Annotated in this window: 14 protein-coding genes and 1 pseudogene; 2 read left to right on the plus strand and 13 right to left on the minus strand. The window is 68.4% G+C overall.

What is annotated here, in order from left to right:
- Positions 1 to 14 precede the first annotated feature (14 nt).
- The 4 genes from AC3A6R_RS15060 to AC3A6R_RS15075 form a co-directional block, all read right to left on the minus strand.
- On the minus strand, positions 15 to 1,004 hold the full coding sequence (locus AC3A6R_RS15060) for a FecR family protein (protein ID WP_487864750.1): 990 nt from the start codon (positions 1,002 to 1,004) through the stop codon (positions 15 to 17).
- 34 nt (positions 1,005 to 1,038) lie between these two features.
- Positions 1,039 to 1,599 carry an RNA polymerase sigma factor gene (locus AC3A6R_RS15065; RefSeq protein ID WP_487860463.1) on the minus strand — a complete coding sequence of 187 codons (561 nt, stop codon included), beginning with the start codon at positions 1,597 to 1,599 and terminating at the stop codon, positions 1,039 to 1,041.
- A gap of 27 nt (positions 1,600 to 1,626) precedes the next feature.
- Positions 1,627 to 2,364 (minus strand): TonB family protein, encoded by a 738-nt coding sequence (locus AC3A6R_RS15070; protein ID WP_487864751.1) that lies wholly within the window; start codon positions 2,362 to 2,364, stop codon positions 1,627 to 1,629.
- A gap of 120 nt (positions 2,365 to 2,484) precedes the next feature.
- Positions 2,485 to 4,170, minus strand: a complete 1,686-nt coding sequence (locus AC3A6R_RS15075; protein WP_487864752.1) for an InlB B-repeat-containing protein — start codon at positions 4,168 to 4,170, stop codon at positions 2,485 to 2,487.
- Positions 4,171 to 4,494: 324 nt separating this feature from the next.
- Here AC3A6R_RS15075 and AC3A6R_RS15080 point away from each other — a divergent pair, with 324 nt between their 5' ends.
- Together AC3A6R_RS15080 and AC3A6R_RS15085 are read left to right on the plus strand one after the other, a co-directional pair.
- On the plus strand, positions 4,495 to 5,103 hold the full coding sequence (locus AC3A6R_RS15080) for a response regulator transcription factor (RefSeq protein ID WP_487860460.1): 609 nt from the start codon (positions 4,495 to 4,497) through the stop codon (positions 5,101 to 5,103).
- Positions 5,100 to 6,959, plus strand: coding sequence for an ATP-binding response regulator (locus AC3A6R_RS15085; protein ID WP_487864753.1), 1,860 nt, complete (start codon positions 5,100 to 5,102; stop codon positions 6,957 to 6,959). Before AC3A6R_RS15080 ends, AC3A6R_RS15085 begins: the two co-directional genes overlap by 4 nt.
- A gap of 20 nt (positions 6,960 to 6,979) precedes the next feature.
- Here AC3A6R_RS15085 and AC3A6R_RS15090 read toward each other — a convergent pair whose 3' ends face one another.
- The 9 genes and pseudogenes from AC3A6R_RS15090 to AC3A6R_RS15130 form a co-directional block, all read right to left on the minus strand.
- Positions 6,980 to 7,963, minus strand: coding sequence for a fumarylacetoacetate hydrolase family protein (locus tag AC3A6R_RS15090; protein WP_487864754.1), 984 nt, complete (start codon positions 7,961 to 7,963; stop codon positions 6,980 to 6,982).
- Between the two features lie 40 nt (positions 7,964 to 8,003).
- Positions 8,004 to 8,666, minus strand: a complete 663-nt coding sequence (locus tag AC3A6R_RS15095; RefSeq protein ID WP_487864755.1) for a Crp/Fnr family transcriptional regulator — start codon at positions 8,664 to 8,666, stop codon at positions 8,004 to 8,006.
- 9 nt (positions 8,667 to 8,675) lie between these two features.
- Positions 8,676 to 9,002, minus strand: coding sequence for a ferredoxin FdxA (fdxA, locus tag AC3A6R_RS15100; RefSeq protein ID WP_487860456.1), 327 nt, complete (start codon positions 9,000 to 9,002; stop codon positions 8,676 to 8,678).
- Positions 8,999 to 9,775 carry a ferredoxin--NADP reductase gene (locus AC3A6R_RS15105; RefSeq protein ID WP_487864756.1) on the minus strand — a complete coding sequence of 259 codons (777 nt, stop codon included), beginning with the start codon at positions 9,773 to 9,775 and terminating at the stop codon, positions 8,999 to 9,001. Before AC3A6R_RS15105 ends, fdxA begins: the two co-directional genes overlap by 4 nt.
- Positions 9,776 to 9,782: 7 nt before the next feature.
- Positions 9,783 to 10,751, minus strand: coding sequence for a tripartite tricarboxylate transporter substrate binding protein (locus tag AC3A6R_RS15110; protein ID WP_487864757.1), 969 nt, complete (start codon positions 10,749 to 10,751; stop codon positions 9,783 to 9,785).
- Entirely contained in the window at positions 10,748 to 12,121 is a 1,374-nt protein-coding gene (locus AC3A6R_RS15115; RefSeq protein WP_487864758.1) for a (Fe-S)-binding protein, read from the minus strand. The genes AC3A6R_RS15110 and AC3A6R_RS15115 overlap by 4 nt, the downstream gene beginning before the upstream one ends.
- Positions 12,118 to 12,519: a RidA family protein gene (locus AC3A6R_RS15120; protein ID WP_487860452.1), complete on the minus strand. Its 402-nt coding sequence runs from the start codon at positions 12,517 to 12,519 to the stop codon at positions 12,118 to 12,120. The genes AC3A6R_RS15115 and AC3A6R_RS15120 overlap by 4 nt, the downstream gene beginning before the upstream one ends.
- Entirely contained in the window at positions 12,516 to 12,842 is a 327-nt protein-coding gene (locus AC3A6R_RS15125; RefSeq protein WP_487864759.1) for a DUF1330 domain-containing protein, read from the minus strand. Before AC3A6R_RS15125 ends, AC3A6R_RS15120 begins: the two co-directional genes overlap by 4 nt.
- A gap of 111 nt (positions 12,843 to 12,953) precedes the next feature.
- A pseudogene (locus tag AC3A6R_RS15130) lies at positions 12,954 to 13,073 on the minus strand (peptidoglycan-binding protein); the annotation flags it as partial.
- Positions 13,074 to 13,153 lie beyond the last annotated feature (80 nt).

Here is a 13,153-nt window from a genome sequence, read left to right on the forward strand (position 1 = left end):
CATGCGCGCGGCGCTCAGGCGTTCGCAGGCAGGCCCAGCAGCACGATGCCACCCGGCAGCTGCGTGAGCTCGGCGCCATACACGTCGCGCACGAGGAACGCCACGTCGTCGAGCCGGTCGATCGAGAAGCTCGCCTGCACCCGGCTGCGGCCCAGCGCCTCGCTCGTGAGCACGAGCCGGCCGCGCCGGTAGCGGTTGACTTCGGCCACCACCTCGGCGAGCGGCACTTCGTTGAACACCAGCTGCCGGCGCCGCCATGCGCTGACGGGCGCGGTGTCCACCGACGCGGGCCTGCCCAGGCCGGCGGCGCCGTAGCGCAGCTGCCGCCCTTCGGCCAGCCGCACCTGCTGCGTGCCGCGCGCCACCTCGACCTGGCCCGCCAGGCAGGTGACGCAGACCTCGCCGTCGAGGTGGCGGATGTTGAAGCGCGCCCGCAGCGCCGACACCCTGCCCTGTGCGGCCGCCACGGTGATGCGTGCCGCGCCCGAGGCGCCGGCCAGCACCTCGGCCTCGCCGGCCAGCAGCTCGATGACATCGCCGCCCTCGCCCGTTCCGCTGCCGGCGCGCTGCACGTTGACGCGCGTCTGCGTGTTCAGCTGCAGCACCGTGCCGCCGCCCATGGCCACCTCGCGCTGCTCGCCGGTGCCGGTGCGGTAGTCGGCGCCCCATTCGGTGGCCGGCGCCCACAGCCCGAGCGGTGGCGAGACCGCAAGGTACGCGACCGACGCCGCGACCGCGCTCCCGAGCAGCGCCCGCCGTCCCGCGACGGGCATGCGCGCATCGGCCTTGCTGCGTTGTTGTTGCTGCTGTTCGTGCCGGCGCACGCGCAGCGCCGCCGGCGCCATGGCCTGCCAGACCTCGCGCGCCTGGACGAAGGCGTTGGCATGCGCGCGGCTCTGCGCGCACCAGCGGCGAAAGGCTTGTGCATCCTCGTCCGTCACCTGGTGCGAGCCCAGCCGCACGACCCAGGCTTGCGCTTCGCGTTGAAGGTGCGTGGCGTTCATGGGGTCGGTCTCCGCGGATGATTCTTCGGGTCGTTCAGCTGCCATCACGCTTAGACTGTTTTCCCGCGCCGGGACCGAAGCGCTGGATGAAATCTCTTCCCAATCGCTCGCAGCAATGCGCCAGCCCGGCGCGCAATTCCTTCTCGACCGTGCGCGCCGACACACCATAGCGCGCCGCGATGTCCTTGTGCGGCATCTCGTCCACGCGCGCGGCCAGCACGATCGCGCGGCGACGCCGCGGCAGCTCGGCCAGCGCGCGCTCCAGCGCCTCGAGCTCGTTGCGTGCCTCGGCGCCGCGCGCGGGGTCGGCCATCTCGTCGACCATGTCGTGCAGCGCATCGACCTCGCCGACGCTCAGCAACCGTGAATTGCGCTTGCGCTGGTCTTCCGCCACGTTGAGCGCGATGCGGAACAGGTAGGCCGAGGGATAGCGCACCGCCGTGCGCACGTTGCTGGTCTCCACGCGCAGGTAGGCCTCTTGCAGCGCGTCATTGGCCAGGTCTTCGGAGCCGAGCCGGATCTGCAGGTGCTTTCTGAACTGCGCATAGCGCGAGAGGAACAGCGCGCGCAGCGCTGCCTTGATCGAATCGGGCATGGTCGCGGGGGCCTTGCTGCTTTTTCTTCAGCGCGCTCGCGCGGCGCGTTCGTAGGGACGACAGTCGCGCGCGGGGTCGGCGCGCGGCGTCAGCAGGATCGTCAGGGGTTGCGCCAGGCCCGGCGGCGGCGGTGCATCGAGCGCCATCGCGCGCAGGCTCGCGAGCACCGCCGCGTCGCGCGGCGCCAGCCCGCTGCCCTGCAGCACGCGCGCGTCGCTCACCGTGCCCGCCGTGTCAATCCACAGCTGAAGGCCGAGGCGGTAACGGCCGAAAGCGTCGGGCTGCGCGATGCAGAGCACGCGCGTGATCGAGGCCTGCAGCACCCCCGCATAGCCGGCCTGCGCGCGGGCGGCTTCGGTGGTTGACGCTGCACTCTCACTTTCAGGTGTCAGGCCTTGCGCGACTTCCCCCTCGTCGCGCGGCGCGATGGGCACGAGCGTGAACGCGTCGGCGCCCGAATAGCGCGCCACCAGGCCGGTGCCGGCCAGCAACTGCTGCAGCGCCTCGCGCGGCGTGAAGTCGCCATGCACCGCGGCAGCCTCGCGGCCGGCCGTGACGCTGCTCGCCACGAGTACCGAGTGGCCCGTGACGCGGCCGAAGACGGAGAGAGAAATCTCGAGCGGCTGGGCCGGCAGGTCGAACCGCATGACCATGCCACCGGCCGAGGCGGCCTGTGCGGCGGCGAGACCTGCACTCACCACCAGCGCCATGACGAGGCACCAGGACAGTGTCAGGGCACTGCCCGATGCGGAAGTACGTGTCATTTAGGGCGCGAGGGTATCTGGGGTGCGTGACTGGAATGTGACGTTTGGTTTGCATGGGGGCGCGCGTGGGGCGCGGCTGGCCGGCAGGCCAGGCGTTGAAGACGCGCAGGACCGCAAGGCTTATCGGCCGGAACCGTACTGCCGTACCAGAATGCGCGTCCCGCTCGCCGGCTCGAATTGCTGCCACGCCAGAACCGCATTCCCCAGCTCATTCATCGCCAGGTCGGGCGTGGCAGCCACTTCGTCGGTGCTTTCCTGAAGCACCGGCATGCCCCAGCCATCTGCCAGCGTGTATCGGGCCGCATGGAGGTCGCTGGTCCCAGCACCATTGGCCTGCGCCCACGCCACCAGCGCGTTGGTCGCGTCGTCCAGGCCCAGTGCAGGCAAGCTCGCCAGCGCCGGTGAAGCGGCCGCCCGCACGACATGGTCCGCGCCAAAAGCGCCCCCTGGTGCCGCCGTCGCAGCCATGAGCGCGTTGTCCAGCCGGCCCCAGCTCACGACCGCCGAGCCGGCCGCGTTCATGCGCAGCACGGGCGTGCTCAACAACGCTTGCGTGGCGACGAACGGTGCACCCACCCGTGCGGTGCCGCTCTGCCACGCGCCTGCCGAGAAGCGCTTGAACCACACGGCGCTCTCCCACTGGTTGCTGCCGCCGGGCAGGTCGGCCTGGCCCCAGGCGAGCAGCGCGCTGCCGGTGGCGTCGATCGCCAGGTCGTGGGCGCCGATGGAGTGCGCGGTGCCGGTGTCCGGCACGAGTTCGATCGAGGTGGCCCAGGTGCCGTTCGCATTGGCGCGGTTGGTCCAGAGCGAGGCGCTGCCGCCGTTTGAGCGCTTCCACACCGCAACCGATTCGCCCGACCCCGCGACCACGACCGCCGGGTCGCCATCCACGCTGCCGACGACCTCGTTGGTCTCGATGAGTGCGGCGGTGCCCCAGCCACCGGCCCAGGTGTAGCGGTTGGCATAGATGCTGAAGCGCGTGGCCGGCCCGATCTGCGACCACACGGCGACGGCGTTGCCGCTGGCGTCGATGCCCACGCTGGCGTTGCCGACGATGCCGGTGCCGGTCTCCAGCAGAGCGGGGCTGCCCCAGCCGCCCGCAGGGTCGACCGGTAGCGCCCACAAGTCGTAGCCCGTCACGGAGCTCAGTTGGGTCCACAGCACGACGGCGCGGCCACTGGGCTTGTCGATGGCGATGCGGATGTCGCGCACGCTGCCGGCGTTGGCCTCGAGGCGCTGCGGCGCGGTCCAGCCGCTCCCGGGCAGGTAGCGGCTGCCCCACAGGCGATCTTCCTGGGGGCTGCCTTCGACCTGGCGCCACACGACCAGCGCACGCCCTTGGGCGTCGATCGCGGTTTTCGGCAGGCTGGCGCCGCCGGCCGACAGCGCCGACGCATCGCCCCAGCCGATCGCCGGCGGCGCGGCCACGAAGGCGGCCGTCACACCGAGCGCTGCGTCCATCCGCACGATGCAGGTGCTGGCGTTGCCGCTGCACGCGCCACCCCAATTGCCGAGTACCTGTCCCGCGGCCGGCGTGGCTGCAAGCACGACCTCGGTACCTGCGCTGAAATCCGCACTGCAGCGATCGGTGCAGTCGATGCCCGCGGGCTGCGATCCGACGCGGCCGTTGCCGGTGATGTCGACCTCCAGGCGATGGGCCACCGCCACCGGCGGGGGTGCGGGCGGGAGGATGCCGAAGGGCGGCAGCGCGCCGCCGCCCGATCCTCCGCCACCGCCACAGGCGGCCAACAGGGCCAGCGCTCCTCCCCACACCATCCACCGTCCGCAACTGCTCGTCTTCGTCATGTCCGTGTTCTCCTCATCCGCTGGCGCCGGGGCCCGGCGCCTTCTGCTTGTTCGTTCAAGAAGGCCGGATCGTAGAGACGGCTCCGTGTGCGGCCCATAGCACCTTGGGGCACATGCCCGAAGGTGCTATGGGCCGGCGCAAGGTGTCCCGATAGGCTTCCGGCATGACCTCTGCCAGAGCAATGCACCCCCGTCCGCGCGCCGCCGGTCGCTGCCGCTGAGGCTTCGCGCAGGCCGGTGCTGCGCCGACCCGTCGGTGTGGACAACAATGGCGCCCTATGAGGAGAGCGTGCGGGCCGGGCCCGCACCCGAAATCACGGCACCATGAAACTCCTGCTTGTCGACGATCACCCGCTGTTCGGTGTCGGCTTTGCGCATGCGCTGACGCACGCCCGTCCCGACTTCGAGGTGCAGACCGCGCTCTCGCTGGGCGAGGGTGTGGAGCGTGCCTCGCAATGCGCCCCCGACATCGTGCTGATCGACTACCGCCTGGGCGGCGAGGACGGGCTCGAAGGCTTGCGCCTTTTCGGCGCTCGGCATCCCCTCGTGTCGCGCCTGATGATCTCGGGCGACGAGGAGCCGGCACTTGCCGCACGCGCACGCGCCGCGGGCGCAGCCGGCTTCATCGGCAAATCGCGGTCGGTGGCGCAGATCGCGGCGGCGCTGGACGAGGTGGCTGCCGGTGGCGAGTCTTTCGATGTGCTGCCCTCGCGCACCGGCCTGCCGGTCGCGAGCCTCACTCCGCGCCAGCTCGAAGTGCTGCTGCTGGTGGCGCAAGGCCGCCAGAACAAGCAGATCGCCGCCGAACTGGCGATCGCGGAGCGCACGGTCAAGCTCCACATCACGGCACTGCTCGACACGATGGATGCGCGCAATCGCACCCACCTTCTGGTCCAGGCGCGGCGCGCGGGGCTGCTGCTGGAGCCGCGATGAAACCTTCGGCTCCAGCGGCAGCCCCGCTGAAAGCGCCGAGCGTGCCCGGTGTGCGCGGCGTCATCGCCGCGCGCCTGCGCTTCTCGGACCTCCAGCTCCAGCAGGTCGAGCAGATGATCCGCACCACGCCCTGGGTGTGGATGCTGGCCGCGCTCGGCGGCTACCTTTGCTACCGCGAGTACGCGACAGGCGCGGACGGCGCGCGCGTGCAGGCGTGGTTCGCCGTCTACTGCTTTCTCGTGGCCGTGCGGGCCGGCATCTGGGTGGCCTGGGTGCTGCGGCCCGGCCTTCGATCCAACCTCGCGGCAATGGCGCTACCCATCATGGCCAGCAGCCAGAGCCTGGCCTTGTCATGGGGTGTCCTGTGCGTCCTGCTGCAAAAAGACGGACCACCGCAGGCCGAGGCCATCCTTCACATCGCGATGGTCACCGTCTCGCTCGGCGGGGCAATCCGGCTCTCGACGATGGAACGGTCGGCCATCGTCTACGTGGGCCTCATCCTCGGCCCCCTGGTGCTGCGCGACATCTGGTTTGGCGGCAACTACCACCTGGCCATGGCGCTGATCGTGACGCTGATCGGCGTCTACACCCTGCTGAGTTCCAGGGAGCTGTCTCGCGCGCTGCACGAGATCCAGGCGCAGCGCCGGCGCAATGCGGAACTGGTGATTGCGCTGAGCGCCGAAAACGAGCGCAGCCGCTCGGCCCGCCAGACCGCCGAAGAAGCCGTTGCGGCGCGCATGCGCTTTTTCGCCTCGGCCAACCACGACCTTCGCCAGCCGCTCAACGCGATGGCACTGCTCGCGCAGACCCTGCACACCGTCAGCACGCAGCCCCAGGTGCAAGCGCTTTCGGAGCAGCTCGTGGCCTGTGCCGACGGCATGACCGAGGTGGTGGACGACCTGCTGGACATCACGCGGGCCGATGCCGAGTCGATCAGCCCGCAATGGGCGCTATTCGCCATCGACGACCTGCTGCGCAATTGCTGTCGGCCCCACCAGGCGGTGGCCGCAGCCAAGGGGCTGAAGTTCGAGATGGCCATCGACCCCGCCATGGTCCGCAGCGACCCCGCCCTGCTCACGCGCGTGATCACCAACCTGCTGGCGAACGCCATCCGCTACACGCGCAGCGGCACGGTGCGGATCATCGGGAGCCATTCCGGTGGCAACGGCCGGTTGCGCCTGGCCATCGAGGACACAGGGATCGGCATCGCGCCCGAGCACCTGCCGCACATCTTCGACGAGTTCTATCAAATCGATAACCCCGCGCGCGACCGCCGCCTGGGCTACGGCCTCGGCCTCGCGACCGTCAAGCGCTTGAGCGAACTGCTCGGCCTGGGCGTGACCGTGCGGTCCCTGCAGGGGCAAGGCAGCGTCTTCGAAGTGCAGGTGCCGATGGCCGACGTCGCCGAAGGCGGCCGGCCGGACGATGCCGAGCGGCTCGCCGCGTCATCGAGCACTGCGTTGGCGGCGCGCGTGCTGGTGGTCGATGACGACCAGAGTTCGCGGCAGGCGCTGCAAGGGCTGCTGGCTTCCTGGGGCACCGAGGTCCGCGCTGCGAGCGACATGGCGGGCGCGCTGGGCTTGCTGGAAACGGGCTTTCGTCCGAACGCACTGGTGGTGGATCTGCGGCTTGGCCTGCAGGCGAGTGGCATCGATGCCATCGAAGCCCTGCGCACAGCACTCGAGGACCCCGGGCTGCCCGCGGTGATCATCACCGGCGACGTCGCCAGCGTCAATTTGATGACGGCGCGCGCGGCAGATCTGCCCGTGATCATCAAGCCGGTGCGACCTCCCCAGTTGCGAGCTTTCCTCGGCTATGCCCAGGCGCGCGACAGCGGCCAACTTCGGCAGCGTTGACCGTTCTCTGGCACCACCCCTTATCGGGGTGCTGCGACCCTTTGCTGAATCGCGCCGAAGACGGTATGGCCGCTTGCGTCGAAGGCTTCGATCCGCACGGTCTCGCCATCCCGCAGATAGGGAGTGACAGGCTCTCCTCCCTCCAGCACCTCGCGCATCCGCTGCTCCGCGATGCAGCCATATCCCGCGTCGGCTCGGCGGTTGGAGACGGTACCGGCGCCCAGCAATGTGCCGGCGCAGACGGTGCGCGTGCAACAAAGGTGCGCGGCGAGTTCAGCGAACGAAAAATGCATATCGTCGCCGCTGCGGAGACTCCCCACCTGTTCCCCGTTGCGCCAGACAGCCAGATTCAGGTGCAGGCGCTGCCCATCCCACGCGGTGCTGAATTCATCGAGCGTTACCGCCACGGGCGCGAACGCCGATGCCGGCTTGCTGCGAACGAAGCCGAAACCTTTTGCCAGTTCGGCGGGGATCAGCTCGCGCAACGAGACGTCGTTGACGAGGACCGCAAGTCGCGCCGCGCTGGATGCCTCTTCGGTCGTTGCGCCCGCGCGCAGGTCTCCCAGCACCAGCGCCAATTCGGCTTCGAAGTCGATGCCCCATGAAGCGCTGTCGAACGCCATGTCCTCGTTGGGTCCGAGAAAGCCGTCGCTGGCCCCCTGGTACATGAGGGGGTCGCTGTAGAGTTCGGGCGGCATGGCCGCACCCCGGGCCTTGCGTACCAATTCGACGTGATGCAGATAGGCTGAGCCGTCTGCCCATTGGTAGGCGCGCGGCAGCGGCGCCATGCACATGGATGCCTGGAACGGGAATGCCCCCGCCAGTCGTCCGGCTTCCAGCTGTGAGGCCCGCAGCTTCAGATCCTGTTCGACCGCCATCCAGCGGTCCAGCGCGCCTTGCAGCGTCTGTGCAATGTCTGCGACGAACACTGCCCTGTCCAGCCGTTTGGTTACCAGCACCAATTGCCCGTCGCGCGAGCCGTCGCGGTAGGTCGCGAATTTCATTCAGTTGCCTCCATGGGTTGTGCAAGCGCCTCGGGCGCGCTCAGCGCGTCAATCCGGCAGGGTCCAGGATCGCGATGCAACCTGGCTGGCGGTTCACAAGACCGCGGCGTTCGAAGTCCGCGAGCGTCAGGCTCACCCAGGTCCGACTCGCGCCGATCATCTTTCCGAGGTCATCGTGAGTGAGATCGTGCACGGCCTGCTTGCCCCCCGGCGTGCGGGTGGCCAAGGCCACGAGAATGCGCCCGAGCCGTTGCGAGGCTGAATCGAGCACCAGCGGCGCGCTGCGCTCGATGTTCTCCACCGCCAGCAGGGCCAGCAGGCGGGTGATGTTGTGCGAGAAGCGGGGAATCCGTTCCAGGCAGGCCGCAAAGTCGAAGGTGGACAGAATGGACACATCCACAGGCCCGGCCGCCTCCACCGACAGAATGCGGGGGCGCTGCAGCACGGCTGCGGCCAACCCGAGGATGCTGCCGCCCGTGAGCATGCTGAACGTGAACTCGTCCCCCTCGGGCGAGATGATGAACAGGCGCACACGCCCGTTGCGTACCACCACCAGCGTATCGCTGGGTTCTCCCTGGCTGAAGATCAGTGAGCGAGGCGCATAGGAGCGCGCACGCATGAGGCCGTGCACGGCCTCCGCCTCTGCATGGCTCAGACCGTGCAGCGCCTGGTTCCACTTGGGGTCGATCCGCTGTTGTTCCATTGCCGCTCACTATGCCGCAGCCCCGTCGAAATACCGATCGAACTTGTCGGCTTCGTCCCGGAAGCGCTCGGCGTCCGGTGGCGCAGGCCTGGGGCTCGTGATCACCGGCCACTCGGCCGCGAGCCGCCGGTTCAGATCGCGCCAGCGTGGCGCGGCATCCATGTCGAACGCGATGGCCCCGGCAGGGCATTCGGGCTCACACACGCCGCAGTCGATGCAGACCGCCGGATCGATGACCAGCATGCTGCGCCCTTCACGGAACGCATCCACAGGGCAGATCGCGACGCAATCGGTGTACTTGCACCGGATGCAGGCCTCGGTGACGACGTAGCTCATTTGTCGACGAATGCCCGCTCGAAGACGTAGTCGCCCATCTCGCCGGTACAGGGCGACGCTTCGAACCCACGGGCGTCCAGCTCGGCGCGGATTTCTGCCAAAGCAGACGGGTTTCCGCACACCATCACCCGATCGCGCTCGGGCGACAGCGGGGGCAGCCCCAGGTCCCGGCACAGTTGTCCGCTGCGAATCAGCGCCGGTATGCGGCCCGTCGCCTTGAATGGCTCTCGGGTGCAGGTCGGGTAGTACACGAGGCCGCGTGAAACATGCTCGCCCAGGTACTCGTCGCCAGGCAGGCGCGACTGCAGCTCTTCTGCGTACGCCAGTTCGCTCACGTACCGCACGCCGTGCACCAGAACCACGCGCTCGAACCGCTCGTATATCTCGGGGTCGCGCACGAGGCTCATGAACGGGGCCAGACCCGTGCCGGTGGCCAGCAGGTAGACGTTGCGGCCCGGTCGCAGGTCGTCGAGCACCAGCGTCCCCACCGCCTTGCTCCCCACCAGCACCTCGTCGCCGTCGTTCAAGTGCTGCAGCCGCGAGGTCAACGCGCCATCGCGCACCTTGATGCTGAGGAACTCGAGTTCCTCCGCGTGGTTCGGACTGGCGATGCTGTAGGCGCGCATCAGCGGCCTTCCCGCTACCGGCAGCCCCACCATGACGAAATGGCCATTGCGAAATCGCAGTCCGGGTGCACGCGTGGTGGTGAAGCTGAACAGGGTGTCGTTCCAGTGGCGCACGGACGTGACGCGCTGAGTGGTGATTGCGGTCATGCGGAGCTCACTGAACCTTGATGTTGCTTTCCCGTACCACCCGGGACCAGCGAGAGACCTCCGAGCGGATGAACCGGTCGTATTCCTGAGGGCTGCTGCCCACCGGCTCCATCCCGAAATCCCGCACCCTCGCCGCGAAAGCCGGCTCTTTCACGACCGCCGCGATGTCCGCACCGAGCTTGTCGATCAGCGGCCGCGGCACCTTGCTCGAGGTGACCATGCCGAAAGCGGACACCACTTCGAAGCCCGGCACCGTCTCTGCAATCGCAGGGTACGCGGGGTCGCTGGCCATCCGCTCCTTCAGCGTGATGCCAAGCACCTTGAGCCTGCCCCCGCGGACGTACTCCTTCACAGGCGCCCAGACATCGAACATCAGGGGAACCCGCCCGCTGAGCACGTCGGCATGGGCGGCCGCGCTGCCGCCATACGGCACATGCAGCAGGTCGGTGCCGGCCATCGCGTTCAGCAATGCGCCGGACATGTGGTTCAGCGTACCGGCGCCTGGCGTGGCGTAGCTCAGGGAGTCGGGCCGGGTCCTGGAAAGCGCGATCAGCTCGCCCACGCTGTTGGCCGGCAGCGACGGATGGGCGACCAGAACGCATGCCGAGGTGGTGATCTGGCTCAGGCCGGCCAGGTCCCCCAGCGTGTCGTAGGGCAAGTCGCTTCGGATGGCCGGATTCACCACATGGGCCATGACCACCATGCCGATGGTGTGTCCGTCCGGGGGCGCCTTGGCGACCAGGTTGGTGCCGATGGTGGAGCCTCCACCTGCGCGGTTCTCCACCACCACGGGCTGCTTCCACTTCTCGGACAAGCGTTCGCCCAGCATGCGGGCGAGAACGTCGGTCGGCCCGCCAGCGGTGAACGGCACCAAGATGCGCACCGGTCGGGACGGGAACGTCTCCTGCGCGCGCAAGGGCAATACGGCACAGGCCGTGGCGGCCAGTGCGAGCATGAGTCGGATCGAGTTCTTCATGGGGTACCTTCGGTTGTGGCGGGATGGGGCGCATGGACGGCGCTTTTCGGGTCGCCCTGCGGCGCCTCGTGGGCCAGGCAGTCCAGTCCGCCCTTGAATTCGGAGACCGCAAAGATTTCCGCGCCGTGGCGCTCCAGCCATTCGCTGTCGACGGACAGCCCGTTCTTCTGCAGCAATGGCTGCGATGCCTCCACGATGGCTTTCCAGTCCTCCAGGTGTCGCAGCGCCTTCAACCGGTCCGGGTGCGGCGCCTGCCCCAATGCCTGGGCAAGAAGCTCGGTGAAGTTCACCACCTCGAAGGCTTCGGTGCGCTCCAGGCCGATGAAGGCCATGTGGCAGCCGTGATAGAGCGTGACCAGCGCGTCGGCCTTGTGGAACCTCACGCGGTCCACGAGGTGCTGGTGCTCCTCTGCCTGCAGCGTCGGCGTCTTGGAGCAGCCGGAACCGCCACAGGTGTAGGACGACTCCAGCACCGTCTCGACCACCTCCAGCCCCGGGATCGCGCGCAACAATGCCTCGACGTTGCGGCCGACCTCGGGCACGCCATGATGGGCATGCAGCACCACGCGTCGCGGTATCCGGTGCACGAAGAGCGCCTTCAGCCGGTCGGCGCGCGACACGAAGTAGGACGTCACGTGATCGAAGTCGTACGTGCGCGGCGCAAAGCCGTGCAGGGTTTCGTTCAGATGAAGGTCGCAGGTCGGACACCAGTTCAGAACCTTTTCCGGTTCGAATGCGCCGAAACGGCTGAGCGTGTGCGCCGTGACACGTCCCCCCACCTGCACTTCGCCCTGCCATTTGGAGGCGATGACGCCGCAGCAGGACGAGGGACCGCCGGCCACTTCGTAGTCCACCTCCAGGGCGTCCAGGACCGCCATGGTGTTGAACAGCAGATTGGGCGTGCGCAGCGCGTTGCAGCCGGTGTAGAAGACCATCTGCGACTTGCGGGGACGCACCGGCTTGAACAGGCGTGCGTAGTCGGGGGGCAGCAGCTGCATGGCGATCATCAGCTTGATGGAGCGTGCCATGCGCCTGAACAGCTGCGGCGTCCGGCTTTCCCTTGCGGCGTCGTGCATGCTGGCCAGCATCAGCAGGCGGCGGGGATTGACGCCTTCAGGACATGCGGGAACACAGTCGCCGCATCCGTTGCAGCCGTGCAACCAGTCCGCCGAGGCCGCCTCCGGGGCCTGCCCTTCGCGCAACAGGTCCAGGACACCGCCGATCACCTGGCGCGGATCAGCGCCTGATGCGGCACCATGCGGCACCACCGGGCACACCTCGACGCACCGGGCGCAGCCCGTGCACGCCGACAGCAGGTCATCGGTCTCGCGGCGCAGGAACGCGCCCGCATCGACTTGCGCCTCGCTCATGGTGCCTGCTGCGGCAGATGCACCACCGCCTCTATCTCGACCAGCATGCGCGGGTCGATCAACCGCGACACCTCCAGCAGCGTGGCGGCCGGCCTGCCTGCGAAGTACGGTGCTCTGAGCTCGAGTGTCTCGTTGTGGAAGCGCTCGATGTCGGTCGTGTAGAGCGTGTACTTCACCACGTCTTCCCAGCGCGCGCCTGCCGCATCGAGGATGTCGCCGAGGTTGCGAAAGCACTGCGCGGTCTGTTCCCGGATGTCGCCCTCCCCCACGACCTGCCCGTCGGCATCGCGCGCCGTCACGCCCGCCGTATGCAAGGTCTGTCCCGAATGCACGACGCCCAGGGAGAACCGAACAGCGCTCTCCCAAGGTTTGCCCACCTGTACGACACGCCGGCTCATGTGCGAACGCCCCTCAGCAGCAGAACCACGCAGTCGGCGCCCGTTCGGCGGTCGCGCGCGATCGCTTGATAGGCCGGCGATTCCGCCCATGCGCGATAGGCCGGCTCATCGGGGAACGAAAGGACCACGACCTTGTCGCCCGTCCAGTCCCCCTCCTCCACCTTCGGACTTTCGTCGGCGGCGAGGACCTGGCCTGCGAACGCTCGAAAGACACTGCCGAAGGCTGATTGGTAGCGGTCGTAGGCCGGCCGATCCTTGAACTTCAGTTGCGCAACAACGTATACGGCCACGAGAACACCCTGTTTCGAGTTGAGGTGTCCCAAGTGTGTCGACGCGAGCCTTCAAGGCTGGTTAAGTTCTTAACAGCTCAGCGCCCTTGGCAGTAATGGTTGACTCCGCCATAGCGTCTCCGTGCTTCGGCTTCTTTGACTACCTTGGAGATGACCTGAAGATGGACCCTGGCGCATCTCACCGGACCGCATCAGCGCCCGCTCGCGCGTCATCGCGTTCATGCAGGCGGCGCCGCGCTCGACCACCACGATGCAGTTCGCGCGAGCATCGCCAGGCCCGCCAGCACCGCTGGCGGTTCGCGTGAAGCGCTTCAGGTGCGCAGGATGCCGCGAAGCAATGCGCA

Source organism: Variovorax sp. Soil_C_19 (assembly GCF_057657255.1).